Source organism: Bdellovibrio sp. SBM16, assembly GCF_056175625.1.
Genome location: NZ_JBJKJG010000001.1, coordinates 513,119 through 532,266 on the forward strand (window position 1 = coordinate 513,119; position 19,148 = coordinate 532,266).

General features: G+C 42.2%; 18 protein-coding genes. 8 read left to right on the forward strand and 10 right to left on the reverse strand.

Features of this window, described 5'->3' with window-relative positions; all coding sequences use genetic code 11:
- Positions 1–30: 30 nt before the first annotated feature.
- The 9 genes from AC04MM_RS02325 to AC04MM_RS02365 form a co-directional block, all read right to left on the reverse strand.
- Positions 31–801 carry an outer membrane beta-barrel domain-containing protein gene (locus AC04MM_RS02325; RefSeq protein ID WP_475378700.1) on the reverse strand — a complete coding sequence of 257 codons (771 nt, stop codon included), beginning with the start codon at positions 799–801 and terminating at the stop codon, positions 31–33.
- A 75-nt stretch (positions 802–876) separates the two neighbouring features.
- On the reverse strand, positions 877–2,325 hold the full coding sequence (locus tag AC04MM_RS02330; protein WP_475378701.1) for an AgmX/PglI C-terminal domain-containing protein: 1,449 nt from the start codon (positions 2,323–2,325) through the stop codon (positions 877–879).
- An 8-nt stretch (positions 2,326–2,333) separates the two neighbouring features.
- Positions 2,334–2,627, reverse strand: a complete 294-nt coding sequence (locus AC04MM_RS02335) for a hypothetical protein (RefSeq protein WP_475378702.1) — start codon at positions 2,625–2,627, stop codon at positions 2,334–2,336.
- Positions 2,627–6,277: a tetratricopeptide repeat protein gene (locus tag AC04MM_RS02340; RefSeq protein ID WP_475378703.1), complete on the reverse strand. Its 3,651-nt coding sequence runs from the start codon at positions 6,275–6,277 to the stop codon at positions 2,627–2,629. Before AC04MM_RS02340 ends, AC04MM_RS02335 begins: the two co-directional genes overlap by 1 nt.
- Positions 6,278–6,331: 54 nt before the next feature.
- A complete protein-coding gene (locus AC04MM_RS02345) occupies positions 6,332–6,823 on the reverse strand; it encodes an ExbD/TolR family protein (RefSeq protein ID WP_475378704.1) in 492 nt (163 codons plus the stop codon).
- Between the two features lie 2 nt (positions 6,824–6,825).
- Positions 6,826–7,374, reverse strand: a complete 549-nt coding sequence (locus AC04MM_RS02350) for an ExbD/TolR family protein (RefSeq protein ID WP_475378705.1) — start codon at positions 7,372–7,374, stop codon at positions 6,826–6,828.
- A gap of 30 nt (positions 7,375–7,404) precedes the next feature.
- The gene (locus tag AC04MM_RS02355) at positions 7,405–8,124 is read right to left on the reverse strand and encodes a MotA/TolQ/ExbB proton channel family protein (protein ID WP_475378706.1); all 720 of its coding nucleotides are present in this window, start codon (positions 8,122–8,124) and stop codon (positions 7,405–7,407) included.
- A 67-nt stretch (positions 8,125–8,191) separates the two neighbouring features.
- Complete coding sequence (locus tag AC04MM_RS02360; RefSeq protein WP_475378707.1) at positions 8,192–8,764, reverse strand: PilZ domain-containing protein; 573 nt, start codon at positions 8,762–8,764, stop codon at positions 8,192–8,194.
- A 48-nt stretch (positions 8,765–8,812) separates the two neighbouring features.
- Complete coding sequence (locus AC04MM_RS02365) at positions 8,813–9,916, reverse strand: hypothetical protein (RefSeq protein ID WP_475378708.1); 1,104 nt, start codon at positions 9,914–9,916, stop codon at positions 8,813–8,815.
- Positions 9,917–10,353: 437 nt separating this feature from the next.
- On the opposite strand from AC04MM_RS02365, the gene AC04MM_RS02370 reads away from it, so the two are divergent.
- Complete coding sequence (locus tag AC04MM_RS02370) at positions 10,354–11,001, forward strand: hypothetical protein (protein ID WP_475378709.1); 648 nt, start codon at positions 10,354–10,356, stop codon at positions 10,999–11,001.
- Here the strand turns inward: AC04MM_RS02370 and mazG are convergent.
- The gene (gene mazG / locus AC04MM_RS02375) at positions 10,998–11,795 is read right to left on the reverse strand and encodes a nucleoside triphosphate pyrophosphohydrolase (protein WP_475378710.1); all 798 of its coding nucleotides are present in this window, start codon (positions 11,793–11,795) and stop codon (positions 10,998–11,000) included. The two genes, AC04MM_RS02370 and mazG, sit on opposite strands and share 4 nt — an antisense overlap.
- 15 nt (positions 11,796–11,810) lie before the next feature.
- Between mazG and ybeY the strand changes: the two genes are divergently transcribed.
- From ybeY to lpxA, 7 genes are all read left to right on the forward strand, one after another.
- Positions 11,811–12,260, forward strand: coding sequence for an rRNA maturation RNase YbeY (ybeY, locus tag AC04MM_RS02380; RefSeq protein ID WP_475378711.1), 450 nt, complete (start codon positions 11,811–11,813; stop codon positions 12,258–12,260).
- A gap of 16 nt (positions 12,261–12,276) precedes the next feature.
- Positions 12,277–13,429, forward strand: a protein-coding gene (gene prfB / locus AC04MM_RS02385) for a peptide chain release factor 2 (protein WP_475378712.1) whose coding sequence is annotated in 2 segments (ribosomal slippage) — positions 12,277–12,357 and positions 12,359–13,429 — 1,152 coding nt in all. Because the reading frame shifts where the segments join, the coding sequence is not laid out codon by codon here.
- On the forward strand, positions 13,422–14,648 hold the full coding sequence (locus AC04MM_RS02390) for an FtsX-like permease family protein (RefSeq protein WP_475378713.1): 1,227 nt from the start codon (positions 13,422–13,424) through the stop codon (positions 14,646–14,648). Before prfB ends, AC04MM_RS02390 begins: the two co-directional genes overlap by 8 nt.
- Positions 14,649–15,317: an ABC transporter ATP-binding protein gene (locus AC04MM_RS02395; protein ID WP_475378714.1), complete on the forward strand. Its 669-nt coding sequence runs from the start codon at positions 14,649–14,651 to the stop codon at positions 15,315–15,317.
- Positions 15,318–15,337: 20 nt separating this feature from the next.
- Positions 15,338–17,728 (forward strand): outer membrane protein assembly factor BamA, encoded by a 2,391-nt coding sequence (gene bamA, locus AC04MM_RS02400; RefSeq protein WP_475378715.1) that lies wholly within the window; start codon positions 15,338–15,340, stop codon positions 17,726–17,728.
- Positions 17,729–17,772: 44 nt separating this feature from the next.
- Positions 17,773–18,294: an OmpH/Skp family outer membrane protein gene (locus tag AC04MM_RS02405; protein ID WP_475378716.1), complete on the forward strand. Its 522-nt coding sequence runs from the start codon at positions 17,773–17,775 to the stop codon at positions 18,292–18,294.
- 35 nt (positions 18,295–18,329) lie between these two features.
- On the forward strand, positions 18,330–19,148 hold the full coding sequence (lpxA, locus tag AC04MM_RS02410) for an acyl-ACP--UDP-N-acetylglucosamine O-acyltransferase (RefSeq protein WP_475378717.1): 819 nt from the start codon (positions 18,330–18,332) through the stop codon (positions 19,146–19,148).

Genomic DNA, 19,148 nt, shown 5'->3' on the forward strand with positions numbered 1-19,148 from the left:
GTGAAAATAGAGCCATTTTTAAAATCCCTTTTAGTTCGTAAATAGCGTGATACCAAAAGTCAGAGTGGTGTCATTAGCTGACTTTGTTTCTTCGCCGGTCGTGGTATTAAAGTTTGATTGATAAGGTACTACTTTTTGTGAGTAGAACGTGTTTTTTAAATCCAGACGGAAAGCCACGTTTTTACTGACGAAAAGCTGCTGCATAAAACCTAGCTCAACATGCGGTGCTGATTTTTCATTTAGCTGTTCAGCGGCACCTTGGGAAGGTGTTGATACCTGGTTGTACGTCGTCATACCCACACCGGCTGTAAAGCCCATGTCGAAGTATAAAATGGCCTTATTCATAAAAGCCATTTTAGCGTAGAACGGGGTATAGGTAACTGAAGCCGATAGCGAACTTTTAACCAGGTTATAGTTAGGTGAAACGGCCACGTTAACTGAATTTAACTTTTCTACGGTTTCGTTCTTTTTGGCATCGTGGTTAAAAAAGCTTAACTCAAGACCAAAATCTTCTGTGAAGTAATAACCAAGCATAGCCCCTGTTGGTTTAGCTTCTGCAAACGGGTCATTGATTAAAGTACCCCATACCACTGAACCATAAAATTTTTCGGCTTTAGAGTAGGTACGGTTTTGAATAACACCGTAGTCTTCATCTTTGGCAGACCAGTATTTGTCTTCTAGTTTTTTAAGATCGACTTTGTCAGAGCTTCTGACAGTTCCGGAAGCGGATTGGGCAAATGTGTGTTGTGCGGTAAGTAACATCATTGTTGCGGTAGCTAGTAGTAAGTTTGTCTTCTTCATTTCCTCTTTATCTTTTACTTAGGCCTTCTGTCCTAAACTTAGTAATTATTTTTAAACCCTTTTTAAATTTATATTTTAGTTTGTGCTCTTAAATAAGAACGGGTAGGTCACAACGACTTTCGTTCCGCCTTTTGGTTCTGGAAACTTCCATTTAGCGATTTTATTTAAGATACAGCCTTCAACCGGAACACTTTTTAATGTTGTTTGGTTGATCGCCTGCGTTTCAACCTGGCCAGTACCAGAGATTGTGAATTTTACCGCGACTTTACCGTATAAATCAGGATTAGCTGATAATTGACGTTCATAGCAGTAAAGGATCTGACCTAGTTGTGATTTGATATATTGTGCGATCACTTCGCGGTCCAGACCACCAACAACTTCAGATTCTTCTTCGATTAAACCAACGCCGCCGTTACCGGTTTTACCAGCGCTCAAACCTGTACCCAGGCCGCCGGCACCTTTACCTGCACCGACACCACCGGTCGATACGCCTTTACCACCGCCGTTTGCAGTAGCTTCACCACTCCAGTTACGGCCTGATGAATCAAATTTACCAACGGCAGCTAAGGCACGTCCTGCGGCTGCTTCGCCGGCTTTTACACCAGAAGTGGTGACCAACACCTGCGCCGTACGCGCTTCAGTAGCAGAAACTTTACCCATCAACTGTGAAATACGCACACCAACGGCCCCTTTTAACAGGGCAGAAACCTTACCGCCGCCAGGAGAGGCGTTATTCTGGGCCTGTGCCGGAGCTGTTTTATTTTTGACCGGAGATACCTGGCCTGCTGATTTTTCTTTAGGTTTTTTCATTTCCATTTTCATCACCAGGGTAGAGCTTGATTTTGGAACCGTAAGTTCTTCAACGATCTCTTTACCAGGTGTGAAAATACCAATGGCCACGAATAAGAACATCGCAGAAAGGGTGGCGATAAGCATTTTTTTACTTTCTTTATCCACCATACCGGCTGTCGGCATTTTTTCGATGTCTGATAATTCGTTTAACGTGACTAACTTGGATTTAAAGGTAAAACCATCGATCTCGTGATGTTCCCACACGTCTTTACCGGTGAACGGTAAAGTGTGCATAACGCCGCCGATCGAGTAGGTTAGCGTATGACTTACGTCTTTAACCTGGGTTTTTAGGACCTTGTTGTTTTTAGAGACGATAAGAAGTTTCTTTTGCGTAGGCTTTGAAGTTACTTGGGGGTTCACATTTTCAAGACTACGTAATACATACTCTTCTTTGTTAACAACGTTAAATATTAATTTTGATTCTCCGAACTCTAACGAAGAATTATCCGAAATTTTAAAATCCGGAGATGTGTTCTTCATGTCGAAGCTGATAAAGTGCCAGCCATCCGGTCTCTTTTCAACCACAGCATCGAATGGTGTACTCATACGGTCAATAGAGCCAAAGTCAGATTTGCGTGAAGCACCAAAGGTGAGCATAGACTTTTTAGCGTCTACTTTCCATACCTTTGTGCGACCATCATGTGTCGTTTGTGTAATTTTTAAAATACCCATGCCACCCTCTATTCAATATACAATGAAGTTTCGCGAATTTTTTTATCCATATCTTTCTGGATATCGTGTAAAGGCATAAATTTAATACCTTTCTTTTGCACGAGATAAGCACCGTCAGGGTTTCTGATCGTGCCTTTAAGGTTCATTTCACCGAAATTAACCTCTTGTACATCGCGAGTTTTCGTTTTTTTAGTACCTTTTGCAGATACGACAAAGGGAGCAAAAGTAATGATCAGTCCCAATGTCAACGAAGCCAGTAAGTTTAAGCTCATCTTCATATTTCCTTTTTTAATCCAAGCCATTATTCACCACCAACGTTCATTGAGATCTGACTGTTTTTATTCGTTTTTAAAAACTCAATTTTCTTTTTAAGCCAGTCTTTTTGGTCCGGAGATTGAGTAATGCCGGCAGCTTTAATATAAGCTTGGATGGCTTCATCTTTCTTCGAAGAAAACTCTTCAAAAATACGGGCTTGCTCTAGTAACATATCGACATTTTTAGGCTGGGCATTCACAAGTCTTTGGGCCAGGCTTGCAGCTTCTGCCGTTTCTCCTTTTTGTAAAATCGATTCCACAAATAATACCGCTACATTGAAATTATACAGGTCTTCAGTCGAGAGTTGTGAAAATTCAGTCGAGGCAGTGATAAAATCTCTATCTGAGAACGACTTTAAAGCGTTCATAACAGTGATTTCGCGAGACGATTTTTTGATGTCAAAAGCCTTTTCAAAATTCGGTAAAGCACTGTTAATTCCTTCGACAGAATAAAGAACTTTACCTTTCTGGAAATGAAAGAAAGCGACCTGCGGTTCTAATGTCTCGGCCTTTTCAACCATCCATAGAGCCTTGTCGGATTCATCGTTGCTATCAGCAATTACGCTTAAATAGTATAAGCCGATCGCACGTTGCTCTTTGGTCTCGGTAAGTTTTAAAGCCAGTTTTTCTGCATCAGCAAATTTTTTAGCCTGGATACAGCCACCCACAGACGAAGCTGAAACTTTTTCTTTGTCACATTTTTTGTCCGAAGCCGGCAAACGCGAATACTCTTTGTAATCAGTCAGTGACGACGGTAAGTAGTGTGAAAGTTTCTGGTGTGACGGAAACAATAAACGCGGCTCTACCGTTTTTTCGATGCTATAGTCAGCCCAGTTGATCAGTTCAGAGTTCGTCGCCGATAATTTTGAGACCTGACGTAACTTCGCCAGATTATCCTTACGCTTTTCCTGGAACGGGCCGGCCATTTTTACCAGTTCGCCTTTTAAAGCGTCGCGCTCAGCCGGAGTTAAACTTTGAGGTACCGGCATTGTTGTTAACGCCTCGATGAAATGGGCGTATAAACGGTCGATACCCTGTAAAGCTTCTGACTGGATTTTATCAGATTTAGACATCTTGATCGTAGATGAATAAGCCGTGAATGCCTTATCGAATTTTTCGGTTTTCATAGCTAAGACCATCGCAAACTTTGATTCGCGGGCTTTAACACTTTGTGCGATAAACTCTGATTCTAACACGGCTGCCTGGATCAGGCGGGCTTCGGCACGGGCATCAGCGTCTACCGGACGGGAATTGATCTTCATCGCCAAAGAAAATGCATCTGTGTATTTTTTGGCTTCTAATAAGCCTCTGGCTTTAGAAATTAACACCTGCGTTGCATATGGCTCGATATTGTCACGTAAGATCTGGTTTTCGATAGACTCAAGTTCGGCATGATTTTTCTTGTCGCCGAATGCACGCATCATTTTTGTTAACAGCTCGATCTTTTTGGTTTTATCAGCTTTTTCAAACAGGGCTTTGTAACAGCCACGTGCTTCCGGTAACTGCGAATTTACGCGCAATAGATCGCATGATGTTTCTAAATGCGCGAAACCTTTATTTTGTTCTAAACGGGCAAGTTCGCGGAAGGTTGAAATCGCCTTTTTAAGGTGGCCGGCTTCAACAAATGATTTTGCCGCGTCTTTGACGGCGTCCAATGATTTTTTATCCGCCGGGTAGGTTTGGGCATATTCTAATGATAATTCTGCACCCATCACATCTAATCCGTTAGCATAGGCTAACGATACACACTGCCATAGGGAATCCTGGCCTAATTTTGAATTTTTGTGGTTTAATGCAAATTCTTTTAAAAGTTTGATTTTAGCTTCAACTTTTAAACTTTCAGAATCGACCTGAACCTGTGCAAAATTGGCCTCTTCGTTGATCTGGTTTAAATATTTTTTACGTTTTTCATCGCTAGTCGCTTTACCGACCTGTGACGAAAACGCCATGATTTTTTTAAAATCTTTTTTAACGTTATAGATATCAAGTACGATATCTTCAGCTTTATTCTTTAACTGGGCGTTTTTAGACTTAGTCGTAAACGGCGTTAAAATTTCTAAAGATTTGTCATACTCTTTTTGTTGGTACGCGATAAAACCCAGTTTAAACTGTAAACTTTCAAAGTGTTCACCGTTTGGAAAGTCTTTAACATAACGCTGGGCCAGCTCTTTTTGCTGCGCCGTTAACTGTTCAAGTAAAACTTCGTCTTTGCTGTTTTTTTCTAATTGTTTTTCGATACTGAATAAAGCGCCATATAAAGCATCGTGGGCACGGGTCTTATCCAGACCTTTGTGGTTAGATACCGTTAAATAGTTGCTCTGAGCCAGTTCGTATTTTTCCAGCTGGAACAATAACTCGGCGTACGCGTAGCGCGATGTTGAATCCGGGGACTGGGTATCTTCCTGCGATAACAGGATCTCAAATGACTGTTCGGTTAACTGCGAAAATTCGACGTGTTTTTTGTTTTTCAGCCAGATTTCCCACCATTTTTTAGAAATTTCCAGGCTGATTTTGCGAAATTCATCTTTACAAGGTTTTTGCGCCTCGGCGGCTAAAGAGCTGCAGTGGGTACCGAATTTTTTTAAGTGAGAAATAACCTGCGGGCGGTTTTTAAGTGTTTCTTCGGCATCGATCAGTTTGGTGTAAACTTTTGAAGATTGCTCGCTAGACGGGAATTCGCTGATATACTCATTGGCAAAAATTGCAATCTCTTTATAACGGGAGTGCGATTCAAATAGCGTCGCCAGGTTCACGACCACTTCGCCCAATTCGTTATCGGTGCAAATTTTCTTGAAAAAACTGTAAAGCTCAGCTGCCGGCGTAGTTTCACCGACGAATAAGGTTAAATCACGTAAAGCCTCTTTACGCAGGTTGTACTTTTTTTCATCCTGAGAATCAGCCGGGTTGATTTTTACAACCTGAACCAACTGTAACACGCCCTCATCTGTGCGTTTTAAGTTATATAAAGACCACGCCGATTTATATAAACCGTACGGGTAGGCCTTTGATTTCGGGTATTTTTCGATAGCTTTGAATTTATCCAGAGACGTCGAAAAATTCTGTTGGTTATAATATAATTCACCAACCTCTAACAGGGCGTCAGGGATCAATGCCGACTTCGGAAACTGGCTGGTAAGTTTGTTATATAATTCCTGGGCGCGCGACATCTGTTTGGTCTGCGAGTGCGCCATGGCATTGTTGAACAGGACTTCATCTAACTGCTTGTAGTTAGGAAACTGCTTTTCAATGCGGTTGTAGATTTCAATGGCCAGTTTTAATGACTCGATTGATTTCTGGCTGGTAATGCCGATTCGTTCCAGCTTACCGTTGGCCCCTTCGTTTAAATCGAAAAAACGACCAGATTTAGCACGGCGCATGTAAAGCTCGGCTAAACGGTATTGCAGATCCGCTTCTTCGGGGGTTCCTTTTTTCTTAGCAATAATTTTTTTTAGTGAATCGATCGCTTTATTTTCAGCCTTAGTAATCAATACTTCAGACTTGAAAGCTTTCTCGGTGTTAACTTCTTCGTTATCAGAATTAAGCTTAACTTCAGGTAAAAGGCCTTTGGCTTCTTCTTGGGCAGCTTGAGTGATTTGCGCCGCGAACAGAAGAGCAATAATCAATGAAAATTTATTCATCTGACATCATGTTTACTTCATCCTTTTTTTGTGAAATTAATTGTGTCGTCATTGTTAGTTACCCACAGTTGTGACTAGTTTAAGATTTGGAAAGCCGGCCATTGATGCGGTATACATGATTTTACGTAAAGTCGCATAAGGGATATCCTGGTCTGCCTGTAGTAAGACCTTGCCGGTTTTTGCCAGTTTTTCATTGTCCGTATTTAACTTCTTTAACTCGTCAAACAGCGGCTTAATAAATTGTTTGTCGTTTTGATCAAGAGCGGCTGTGTCGACCTGGTTATCTTTTATTAACGCCACCACTTTTTGGTCGAATCTGATTTCTTTGGCCGAAACAGATAATTTCGCACCATCAACCGGATTTTTTTCGGTTGAAGATTGCGGCAGGCGTAAACCTTCAACCGGGTCGATTTGTACTTCGCTGGCAGCAAAGCTTTGTAATAAGAACACCAGTAGGATCGTGAACATATCCGTCATTGACGTGATATTCAGACCGAACGATTGATTCTTTTTTATCGGAATTTGAAATCTTTTTCTTTCAGCCATAATTAACCATCCATCGTGTTGCCAAAAACGATTTCAGGAAACATGTACTCAGTCGTAGTTTCTTTTCCTGACTTTTCGTCTTTAACCGGAAATGCGAGACCTTTTTCGCGCGCTTTGCGGGCTTCATCCATTACTTTGACCACATCTTTGTAGGCCACATCGCCATCCGGTTGGATATCAATTTTAAAAATAGCCGGGTGGCTCTTTTTAAGCTCTACGAACTTAGCATGTAGTGCAGGGTAGTCGATTTGTTTTTCTTGGTTTAAGCCGACAACTTCAACGTGCGCCTGACCTTTTTCAGTTAATGTGATTTTTACGCCTTCGGCTTTAGTCACGGCTACTGAAATTGAAGCCGCATTTGGGTCTGCTTCTTGTTTTTTAATGGCCTCTTGGACAACTTGCGGAAGCTCGGTTTCGATAATCATCATTTGCACGAAGGCAGATGAAACTAACAGAACCGGTACAAGTTTAACCATCACCGCTAATAATGGCGCTAAGTCCAGTTCGAACTCAGCGTTGCGGTCAATGTGTAGTTTAAAACGTTTACCCATAAGGTATTCTCCTTCGTAAAAGCGTCTTAATTACGACGCTTTAGAGTTGTGAGATGGCGGTACCGATGTGCCCGCCGGAGCATTAGCGACATCCGGGTACACATGGCCTTTACCAAGACCTGGGATTGAACTGCTAGTCAGTGTTTCAGTTAACTTCGAACATTTTTCTTGTAACTGCTCAAGTAACTCGTTTTGACGGGAAACTAAGAACGAGTACAGAACCATGGCTGGAATCGCCACCGCAAGACCTAATGCCGTTGTATACATCGATACCGCGATACCGTTAGCTAACATCGCTTGTTTGGTTGCTGGATCAGCTTGTGCGACCGCCTGGAACGATAAGATAAGACCGTGGATCGTACCTAATAGACCAAGTAAAGTTGCCACGTTGGCTAACATTGAAAGGTAGTGTAAACGTTTAGTGTAAAGTGGTACGGCTTCTGACATCGCGATGTCTTGCGCCTGGAAAATTGTTTCATCGTCGCGATCAGCTTTTTCTAAGATTGTTTTAAAAGCGCGGGCCAATGGTTTATCTTCCATTTGTGCGCAGGTAACGATAGCCTCATCAACTTTTTTTGATAAAACCAATGTTTGGATTTTGCCGGTAAAAGCTTCGACATTCATGCCGTAGTGAAAGTAAAGAGTGCGGGCACGCTCTACAACTAATGCTCCCACTGCTACGCCGGTACCTAAAATAGTCCAACCGACAAATCCTGAATCCTTAATAAAGCCTAAAATTTCTGTAACCATAAATCCTCCGTAAATTTCTTTCGTTTAATTTTTAAATTTAAGTCGCTTCAGTTAATTCCGAGCGATATCATGCGGCCTTCGCTGGTGCTTGTATCCAGGTCTTGATAGTCTGCACTCCCACTGGTTGAATATCGTGAAAACGTACCGCATAATAGAGGCCAGATTTTGAGTTAAGTCGCTGTTTTGAAAAGTTTTTTCTGATTACTTCGCACTCCACATTGAATGGTGCTGAATTCTCAGAACCAGACTTAATGTGCAGCTTTAAACGGTCACCCACCTGGATTAAAGGCGAGTTTAGTAGGCATAAAGCACCTACGGTCGACACGGAGACCATTTGCCCGTCGAAGAATCTTTGGTGATTGTGTCCCAAAATAGGAACGTCAATATCTTTGCGGGTGTGTTCGCGTTTGATGAACGCACTTAAAAGATCTGATTCTTTCTGGAGTAAATTAATAAAACGGTCTCTGCCGAACTCTTCTAACTGGTGGATCTGCGTCCACGAGTCTAAGTGCGGAGCCCATACGTAGTTATAATCCATAAGCTGGTTTGTCTGAATCATATTGATGATCGACTTGTATTCATAGGGGCCGTATTTTTGTTCGCCCATTAACACATACCAGTTATTTTCGTTTTGCGCCATTTTCGTAATTCCTTTTTATTTCTTTAAAATTAATCTTCTAAAATTTAATTAAGTTAAATCCGGGTCAAAGTTGATCGCAATGCTCGAGCCGGGGCCCGGTTTGTAAGTTGCACCGTTGATGGTGATTGTGTTGTCAGCAGCATCGTATGACCAGCCATCTGTTGAACTTTGTGGAACCTGTACACCGTCAATAACTACGCGGATAGAGGCAATAATCGGCTTTTTATCCAAAGTGTACACCGGCTTTTGCTCAGTCATGATTTGAGTCGAGATATTATCAAGGGTTTGGTCAAACGGACTACAGATCGAATTTTTGGTACCACCTGTTAAATCCACTAAAGCGTTGTAGCGGGTAGCGATTTTTTGTGCCCCACCACTGCCGCCGGCCAGCTGGTCACGGCAAGCCTGGTCAGAGATAGAGATTGCTGATACCGAGTAATCTTCAGAAGATGCGCCGCCGGTAAAGCTGTCTAAGAAGGTTTTATATGAAGCCACTGTATGTAAGTTAGGGTTTGAATAGCTTTCATTCATTGTGTACTCAGATTGTGAGAAGTCTTCTTCGTCAGATACAATGACAATTGCCAAGAAAGCATCTGGTCTGTGAAAGCCCACATTTAAGCTTGAAGTTAAAGCCGCTTTAAAGCTTGAAAAGGCACGTTCATCACCAGAACCGTTAGTTCCGACTTTTACGTTTAAAGTAAAATCAGATTTTAAACGCGCTTCTTCTGAAGCCTGGCTTAAATCGTAATCCGCGCGGTCGATCACGTACACCGGTGGGTTTACGCCAGATCTGAAGCGGGTTTGTTGAGTATTACATAATGAACAACCGCTTGCGATAAACTGATCACCATAGAAAGCGTCAGTTGTTGTTACCGCAATACGGAAGTCGTAGCCTTTATCAATAAACTTATCGATAAAAGACGGAAAGTTGTTAGCTAGGTTGTTTTGTGAAGAAGCCATCGAACCAGAATTATCGACTACGAATAACACGTCTAACTTACGTGGTGTGAAAGTCACAGCCTGTTGGAACTGTGAATTGTCAGAAAGAATTGAGAAAGACCCGGCGCCTTTGTCACACGCGACAGCAGTCATTGCCAGAGCGGTTAACGCCAGTGTTTTTGTAATCTTCAGTTTCGTTTGGCTTAAGAACATTTTGTTCTCCTTACAGTAAAATTATCGTCCAGTGATTAAAATAAGTTAAATTAACGAAATCAGAATAAAAGAGCCGTAAGCGAAGCGCGAGCGGGCGTGTAAGTAGTGATTTTCTCTCATGAATAAATGCTGCCGGGTTAAAATGAGACACGCTAAGGGCTTAAAAACACTCGAAAAAATAATTTTTTTAATGAAAAAAAATTTTTAATGCGTCAATTCTTTCAACAGTATACTTGGAAAACAACACAACTTGGAATTTGCTGAAAAACAGAGTCGGTTTTTTCGCAAAAACATTAGACAGAATTCGGTAAAATTATTTTTGGTGTTTTGGCGGGAGCAACCACTTAATCTCTGCAACCAAAAAATCTGATATTTTATGAAGCTAGACTTAATACAGGTGTTTTGCACTCCGAACAATACAAGGGAGAGAGGCGAATATGAAAAACCTACTAATGACGACCATCTTATTTGCGCAAATTCAACTCTGGGCTCAGGAGAAGCAAGCCGTTATTCTTCCCGAAGCTTTAGAGAAGTACGATATCTTAAATCATGATACAGTGATCAAAATTCTTCCCGGTAAAGAAATGTATTTTCCATATGACAGAAAAAAGAAAACAGTTTCTGTCAGTGTAAAGAATTCGATGAAGGTTATGGATGAGCAGGTTAAATTTATCTGTGGCGCCAGTGTGAAATACACCGATCCGCAGAAAAAGTTAGGTAACTTCTTTTTTACAGACAAACACGATTGGACTTTAGCTGACCGCCAATGGTTTAACCGCGAAAAAGACGGCTTTGACGAATACGCAGAAAAATACAACGGCAAAGATAAAGGCGATATCGATTCAGAATTGACGTTAAAATGTGTGGCGGCGATTGACCCCTGCAAAAAATTTAATGCCCTGACCGGTGAGTACCAGGCCTGCCGAAACCAGACCAAAAATGCCTACGCTAAAACGCTGCATAAAATGTTAGAGGGCTTGAGCGCTAAATTTATCTATTACGAATCAGATGCACAGATGAAAGAGCGCCTGTCAAAACCTGCGGCGGCACCGGCTAAAAAAAGTAAAAGCAAAAAGTCATCTTAAGCTAAGTCTTTTTTGACTTTTTTCCACAGTTCTTCTTTTTGTTCGGGTGCAAGTGCAGTGAATTTTTCGATGTTATTATCGCAGTAACCCAACATGGCATTAAATCGTTTTTGAAAACGTAAATTGGTGCGGCGTAATGAAGACTCTGCATCTAAGTTTAAGTGACGCGCTAATTGCGCGGCAGTAAACAACACATCACCCATCTCGTGATCTAAGCTGCCGTTGTCTTGTTCGGCCCGGTTCATTTCGATTTCCAGTTCGGCAATTTCTGATTTTAGCTGCGCTAATACCTGGCGGGCATTATTCCAGTCAAATTTGAGTTTTTCGGTTTTAGATCCGATTTTCTCGGCAGTAGGTAAAGCGGGCAGTCCTTTCGGGATACTGAAAACCGGTTTTACTTTGCCCAGTTTTTCTTTGGCCTTAATGTCGTTCCAGTTTTTAATCACTTCATCGGCGCCCGAAACTTTTACTTCTGAAAACACATGCGGGTGACGGCGCACCAGTTTTTCACCGATGTTTTTAATCACATCATGAATATCAAAGGCTTTACGTTCGCTGGCCAGTTGCGCATGCAGCACCACCTGAAACAGTACATCCCCCAGCTCTTCGCAGAATTCGGCATCATCTTGTTTTTCCAGTGCTTCAACCATTTCAAAGGTTTCTTCGATGGCATAGGGGGCTAAAGATAAATGGGTTTGTTCTTTATCCCAGGGGCAGCCGTCCGGGCCGCGTAAATCACGCATAAGTTGCAGAAGACTTGAAAATTCATTGAGATTTTTTGGCGGAATTGGCATGCTGTATTTGAAATTATGAAAGCTCAGGTTGTCAATCAGTCAAAAAACCTAACTCACGCGAAAAAGATCCAGAAAAATCTGGAGGCGGTGATTCGTGGGCTAAACAAAGTAAAACTGCGTAGGCAAAAGCTTTTAAAATCTAAAACGATCACCCTGGTGTTTTTAGATACAGCGCAGATGAAAAAAATTAACAAACGGTTTCGTGGTAAAAATAAGCCAACCGATGTTTTAAGTTTTGCACCCATAGAGCCCGGTTCAATGGGTGAACTTCTTTTTTGTCTTGATGTGCTAAAAAAACAAGCGAAGCAGCACGGGCACTCTTTAGAACATGAGTTTTTATATATGCTGATTCATGGCGTATTGCACCTTTTGGGCTACGACCATGAGCTTTCAGCCACTGAAGAAAAGCTGATGTTTCGCATTCAAGATAAGCTGTTTGAACAGTTGACCGCAAAGACCAAGTAAACCTAGACTAAGTGGCATGTCTATAGTCACAGAATTATCCGAAGTAAAAAAACAAATTGCAGAGCTGGATCAGTTTTCTGTAGAGCTTCGGGGGTATCTTTGACCTTGATCGTAAGAAAAAACGTCTTGAAGAACTAGCTATGGCGGCAGAAAACCCAGATCTCTGGACAAAGCCTGCCGAAATGCAAAAACTCAATAAAGAAAAAACCCTTTTAGAAAAAGCCTTCAACGAGTGGAATCAGTTTTTTAACCGTCTTGAAGATGCCAAGGTCTTATTGGAAATGGCCGTCGACGGGCATGATGAAGGCTCATTCAAAGAAGTTAAATCCGAGCTGACCGAAGTGCGTAAGATCGGCGAACAATTAGAGCTGCAAAAAGTCTTAGGTGGCGAGCTCGATGCCAACAGCACCTATTTATCTATTAATGCCGGCGCCGGCGGCACCGAAAGTTGTGACTGGGCTGAGATGTTGCTGCGCATGTACACCCGTTATGCCGAACAAAACGGTTATCGCTGCGAAATTTTAGATATGACCGAGGGCGAAGGTGCCGGTATCAAATCCTGTACGCTGTTAATCTCTGGCGAGTATGCTTACGGCTATCTAAAAGCCGAAGCCGGTGTACATCGGTTGGTGCGAATTTCGCCGTTTGACTCCAATGCCAGACGCCACACTTCGTTTGCCTCGGTTTTTGTATGGGCTGAAGTTGATGACGATATCCAGATCGAGGTTAGACCCGAAGATATCGAAGTTGAAACCTATCGCTCCAGCGGGGCCGGTGGCCAGCACGTCAATAAAACCGATTCGGCAGTGCGTATCCGCCATAAACCTACGGGCATCGTAGTCGCTTCGCAACAGCAGCGCTCACAGGTTCAGAACCGTGAAAAAGCGATGAAGATGTTAAAAGCCGCGCTTTACGAAAAAGAAATCGAAAAACGTAATAAAGAAAAAGATGCTTTAAACTCAACTAAAAAGGCCAATGAGTGGGGCTCGCAAATCCGCTCTTACGTGATGCACCCGTATCAGATGGTTAAAGATCACCGCACCGGTTACAGCACTAATCAGGTTGATAAGGTAATGAACGGTGAATTCGGTGATTTTATCATGGCCTATTTAAAAGCGCAGATTCACGGAACTCTTGGGCAAGCGGCTGACGGAGATGCCGATGTTTAGCAATTTAAAGTTTAAGTTTTGGCTATCGGGGCGTTTATTATTTAACAAACAAATTTTATTTGGCGGATCTGCACCGCTGTCGTTTCTGGGATTAGTGTTAGGTGTTGCAGCCCTTGTGGCCAGTATGTCGGTGATGCGCGGCTTTGAAAGTTCACTCAAAAAAGCGATGATCGATGTGACCAGCGATATTCAGATTATCAAAAAAGGTAAACTGATCGAAAGCTGGGATGAGTTTGCGGCAGAAATTAAAAGTATCGACCCGAGCATTCAAAAGATGGCGCGTTTTGCCTACACCGAGGCTGTGATTGCCGCTAAAGGCAAAGTTTCAGGTGTGTTGATTCAGGGTTTTGATTTTGAGCAGGTCGGTGAAATATTAAGCTTAGATTCACGTGTTCGCGAAGGAAGTCTTGCCTCGCCGTCCGGTAGTGTGGCGGTAGGCCAGGGGCTGGCCAAGCGTTACAACTTAAAATTAAATGACGAAGTTTATCTGGCGGTCTCATTAGCTACGCCATTTGAAGACGATAATTTTAAGCGTCAGGCGCGGCCGTTTAAAGTCGCCGCTATTTTGGATTTTGGCAAAAATGACTGGAATGAAAGATTGGTGCTGTCGCATCTGCCGGATTTTCAGGAACTGACCCAGATAGGGGATCGTTATACCGGAGCGTTTGTAAAGATCGCAGATTCAGATAAGGCTCCGGATCTTTCAGGCAAAATCGAAAACGAATTGGGTTCACGCTATGCTGTTTTAAACTGGTACGAAGTGAATAAAAATCTTTTTAAGGCCGTAAAATACGAGATGGTTGTGATCTTTTTTGTGGTATTTTTGATCGTCGTCGTGGCTGCATTTAACATTTCGAGCACCCTGTATGTGTTAATCCGCCAGCGTTATCAGGATATCGCGATTCTTAAAGCCTTAGGTTCAACCCAAAAAAATATCCAGATTATTTTTGTCATGCAGGGATTGTTTGTGGCGACCTTAGGTTGTTTGTGCGGTTTTTTTACCGGCTATCTGTTGTCGCAGGGATTTATGTTTTTACAGTCGCAGTTTCCGCTGATTTCTGGTTCGGTTTATAAGATCGACCGTATTGATATCCGCCTAAGCTGGATTGATTTCTTTTTAATTTTTGTCGCAACAACGTTTGCGTGTTTACTTGCAACGTATCCGCCGGCACGTAAGGGCAGTCAACTTACGGTTGTTGAAGGATTACGGGAGGACTAGATGATTGTAGTTCAGGGATTAAGAAAAAACTATATTACGGGAGCTTCGCAGGTTTCGGTTTTACGCGGAGTGGATTTAACTATTCAGGCGGGCGAGGCGGTATGTTTGTTAGGTTCATCGGGAGCGGGAAAATCGACGCTTTTGCAGATTCTCGGAACCTTAGACCGTCCCACTGAGGGGGAAGTGCTGTTTGAAGGGGCGTCGCTGTTTGATAAATCTGACGATGACCTGGCATTATTTCGCAACGAGACAATGGGCTTTGTGTTTCAGTTTCATCATCTCATTCATGAGTTAAGTGCTTTAGAAAACGTCATGTTGCCGGGGTTATTGGCAAAACAACCCAAAGAAGAGACTCGTCAAAAAGCATTAGAGTGGCTTGAGTTTATGGGTTTAGCCGAGCGTGCCGAACACTATCCGAACCAATTAAGCGGTGGTGAGCTGCAAAGAGTGGCTATTGCCAGAGCATTGATTCGTAATCCGCGCATTTTATTGGCAGATGAGCCTACCGGTAATCTGGATTCCGAGAATTCAGCTAAGATCCAGGGGCTGTTCTTTGAGTTGCAAAAAAAGCTCGGATTGACTTTGATCGTCGTAACTCACGATCTGCAATTTGCGCAGGCGTTTTCGAAAATCTACCGCATGAAGGATGGCTATTTGACATCAAACTAAAGTCTAGCTAGCCTTTTCTGGTGTTAAATAACTCATTAAAACAACTGAACTTTTTATTCTTCATCATGTTTATCACCGTGGGCGTTTTTACGGTTCAGGTGGCCTCTGCGCAATCCAAGCCGGCAGGCAAACAGATCGGCAAACAGACAATCAGCGAAATCGAAGTTCTTGGTTTGAAAAAAATCGAGAAAGATGCGGTTTTAGCAAAGCTTATTTCAAAAGTCGGCGCAGGCTTTGATCCACAAGACGTAAAACAAGATATCCAGAATTTATTCGGGATGACTTACTTTATCCAGGTCGAAGTTTTAAAAGAAAATACACCTAAAGGTTTAAAATTAATTTATAAAATCGTCGAAAAACCGGTGGTGGCTGAAATCGTTTTTGAAGGCCACTCTGAAATTAAATCGGAAGATTTGGAAACTCAGTCAGGCTTAAAAACTTTTGAAGTTGTAAATAACGCCAAAATTCAGTCGGCCGTTGATAAACTCTTAAAGTACTACGAAGAAAAAGGTTACTACCTGGTTAAGATCGAGCCGGTGATTGAAGATATCACAGCCGGCGAAACCGCGCGTGTTAAATTCGTAATTACTGAAAATGATAAAGTGAAAGTTAAAAAAATCACATTTATCGGCAATAAGCAGTTAAAAGATAACCAGCTAAAAGACCGCTTATTTACCAAAGAAGCAGGTTTTTTCTCGGGCATGTCGAATTCGGGCTCTTTTAAACAAGAGGCTTTTGATCAGGATCTTCAGGTCTTAAAATATGTTTACTGGAATCAGGGTTTTTTACAGGTTAAAATTGACCGTCCGTTAGTGACGGTAACTCCTGACAAAAAATCAATCTACATTACTTACCATATCGAAGAGGGCGAGCAGTACTTTGTCGGCGAAGTTGATTTTGCCGGTGATTTGTTGTTTCCAAAATCAGAACTTTTTGATGCAGTAAAAATCAAAGATAACGGTATTTTTTCAGTCGAGGTGATGCGTAAAGATATTACCGATCTTCAGGCGAAGTACGGTGATCTGGGGTATGCTTTTGCCAACGTGATTCCTCGTTATAACTTCCGCGACTCCGACCGCAAAGTCGATCTGGTGTTTGAATTTGAAAAAGGTAATAAGGTTTACTTTGGTGATATTACTGTCACCGGTAACAGCAAAACCCGCGATAAAGTTCTTCGCCGCGAATTAAAAATTGAAGAGGGTGAGCTATATAACGAAACCCGTAAACGTTTATCGCAGGAAAATATCCAGCGTCTGGGCTTCTTTGAAGAAGTTAACTTTAAAACCAGCACCCCACCGGAAAAACCAGATCAGTTAAACATCGAAATCGTAGTTAAAGAGCGTAACACCGGACAGATCCAGTTAACGGCTGCTTATGGTAATACCCAGGGCTTCAGTTTAGGTGGTTCGGTTCAGCAGAACAACTTCCGTGGTCTTGGTCAGTCGTTAGAAGCGCGTATTGATGCTTCGAAAAACCGCCAGGATTATAAATTAGGTTTAACTGACCCTTATTTCTTAGACACGAAGTGGTCGTCAGGCTTTGATGTGTTCTACATCGAAAATAAAGCCCGTATCAATTACGATATCCGTAAAACCGGTGGTAATTTAAGATTCGGTCACCCGGTGTACGGTGATTACACGCGTGCCTATGTTCGATACCGTCTGGATAAAACAGAGCTATTTGATAACGAAAATACTGATCCATTGATTTTCCCGTTAGACACCGCCCGTGGTGTGACATCGGCGATTCAGACGACCTTAGAGTTTGATACCCGTAATGACCGTGCCGAGCCATCTAAAGGTATCTACACTGATATCAGCTACGAGCGCACCGGTTTTGGCGGCGATTTAAAATATCAGGAAATCTCAACACGTTTTAAATTTTTCCATAATTTATTCTGGGATGTGGTGTGGAGAAATAATATTTCTTACTCAAATATCCAGCCGATCGAAAAAGGCGGCACAGTGCCGTTCTCTGAGACTTACCAATTAGGTGGTCCGTACACGTTACGTGGTTTCGGTTCATCGGGCGTCGGTAAGCGTGTTTACTCTGCCTTACGTTACCAACAGATCGGAACGCCAGGGTCGCCGTTTTACCGTGAAGGTATTTCAGAGGCCGACCGTCAGAAAGCTTCAAACTTAATTGTCGGCGGTACGAAGCAGTTATTATTCCAGACTGAACTTCAGTTTCCGTTAATCAAAGAAGCCGGCTTAACGGGTGTGGCTTTCTACGATATCGGTCAGGCCGAAGATGAGATCGTATCAACAAAATTCTTAAGTGACGTGGGTATCGGTTTTAGATGGAAATCGCCGCTGGGTATTTTACGTTTTGAGTGGGGCTGGCCAATTCAAACTGATGAATTCAACGATGATTCGGTCAACTTTGAATTCTCGATCGGACCTCCGTTCTAATTTTTTAGTGATAATTTAAACTTTTTATTTTTAAAGGAGATAAAATGAAAAAAAACATGTTAACAACAATGATCGCTACAATCGTAATGATGTTTGCTCTTTCGGCCAACGCCCAATTCAAAATGGGTTATGTGGATGTGCAAGAAGTTATTAAAAACTCTAAAGCCGGTAAAAAAGCTTTTGAAGAATTAAAAAAAGACCAGGAAAAGAAAAATAAAGAATTAGAAAAGAAAAAATCCGATGTCGAAAAAATGCGTGAGGACATCGAGAAAAAACGTTCTGTTTTATCTGAAGAAGCTTTCGGCAAAAAAGCTCAGGAACTTCAGGAAGAAATGATGAAGTTCAACCAAAACGCACAAAAAGCACAAGCGGACTTAGCTAAAAAAGAAAATGATTTAGTGGCGCCGATTGTTGAAAAAATCAAAAAAACTATCGAAAAAGTAGCCAAAGACAAAGGTTTACAAATGGTTATCCAATCTAGCCAGGCTACGCCTATCGTTGTTTACGCAGTGTCAGAGGTAAATATCACTTCTGATGTGTTAACGGCTTTCGATAAAGAAAAATAGTCATAGGTTTTATCAGTTAGATTAAAGAGTTTGTTATGAAGATTCATCCATCGTCGGTTATTTCGGCCGACGTGAAGTTAGAAGAAGATGTAGAGATTGGGCCCTATTGCAATATCCAGGGCCATGTAAAAATCGGCAAAGGCACTTTTGTTGAAGGCCATTGCACGATCGGTTCGCGCTACGGCATCGTAGAAATCGGGAAGAATAACCATATTCTTCCCGGTGCGGTGATCGGCGGACCTCCTCAGGATATCAGTTATAAATCTGAACCAACCAAGCTGATCATTGGCGATAATAACGTGATCCGTGAGTTTACGACTTTTAACTTAGCAACCTCAAAGGGGGACGGTATTACCCAGATCGGTAATAACTGTTATTTTATGGCTTACTCGCACGTTGGTCACGATTGTAAAATCGGCAACAACGTGATCGTAGCCAATAACTCTCACTTTGGTGGTCACTGCGAAGTAGAAGACAATGTGGTGATCGGTGGGGTTTGTGCTTTTAACCAGTTTTCAAAAATCGGCCGTTATTCATTTGTTGCGGGATCTTCAATCGTAAATAAAGACATTCTTCCGTTTTCACGTGCACAGGGTAACTACGCTGTTGTACGCGCGACAAATAAAGTCGGTCTTTTACGTAAAGGATTTTCAAAAGAAGAAGTAGCCAATATTCATAAAGCAATCCGAATCATTATTATGGGTCACGGCACTGTCGATGAGGCGCTTGCGCGTATTCAGAGTGAGTGTACACCGTCAGAAAACATTGCGGTATTAACTCATTTTGTTAAATCATCGAAACGCGGTATTGCGATTCACCGTCACAACGCTTCAAGTGCGGGGATGGAAGATTAG

Coding starts and splice junctions, on each gene's coding strand:
- ybeY (WP_475378711.1), top strand. CDS start 11,811: ATGAAAGCTCAGGTTGTCAATCAGTCAAAAAACCTAACTCACGCGAAA.
- AC04MM_RS02405 (WP_475378716.1), top strand. CDS start 17,773: ATGAAAAAAAACATGTTAACAACAATGATCGCTACAATCGTAATGATG.
- AC04MM_RS02330 (WP_475378701.1), bottom strand. CDS start 2,325: ATGGGTATTTTAAAAATTACACAAACGACACATGATGGTCGCACAAAG.
- AC04MM_RS02390 (WP_475378713.1), top strand. CDS start 13,422: ATGTTTAGCAATTTAAAGTTTAAGTTTTGGCTATCGGGGCGTTTATTA.
- AC04MM_RS02355 (WP_475378706.1), bottom strand. CDS start 8,124: ATGGTTACAGAAATTTTAGGCTTTATTAAGGATTCAGGATTTGTCGGT.
- AC04MM_RS02395 (WP_475378714.1), top strand. CDS start 14,649: ATGATTGTAGTTCAGGGATTAAGAAAAAACTATATTACGGGAGCTTCG.
- lpxA (WP_475378717.1), top strand. CDS start 18,330: ATGAAGATTCATCCATCGTCGGTTATTTCGGCCGACGTGAAGTTAGAA.
- mazG (WP_475378710.1), bottom strand. CDS start 11,795: ATGCCAATTCCGCCAAAAAATCTCAATGAATTTTCAAGTCTTCTGCAA.
- AC04MM_RS02350 (WP_475378705.1), bottom strand. CDS start 7,374: ATGGGTAAACGTTTTAAACTACACATTGACCGCAACGCTGAGTTCGAA.
- AC04MM_RS02335 (WP_475378702.1), bottom strand. CDS start 2,627: ATGGCTTGGATTAAAAAAGGAAATATGAAGATGAGCTTAAACTTACTG.
- AC04MM_RS02340 (WP_475378703.1), bottom strand. CDS start 6,277: ATGAATAAATTTTCATTGATTATTGCTCTTCTGTTCGCGGCGCAAATC.
- AC04MM_RS02360 (WP_475378707.1), bottom strand. CDS start 8,764: ATGGCGCAAAACGAAAATAACTGGTATGTGTTAATGGGCGAACAAAAA.
- AC04MM_RS02325 (WP_475378700.1), bottom strand. CDS start 801: ATGAAGAAGACAAACTTACTACTAGCTACCGCAACAATGATGTTACTT.
- AC04MM_RS02365 (WP_475378708.1), bottom strand. CDS start 9,916: ATGTTCTTAAGCCAAACGAAACTGAAGATTACAAAAACACTGGCGTTA.
- AC04MM_RS02345 (WP_475378704.1), bottom strand. CDS start 6,823: ATGGCTGAAAGAAAAAGATTTCAAATTCCGATAAAAAAGAATCAATCG.
- AC04MM_RS02370 (WP_475378709.1), top strand. CDS start 10,354: ATGAAAAACCTACTAATGACGACCATCTTATTTGCGCAAATTCAACTC.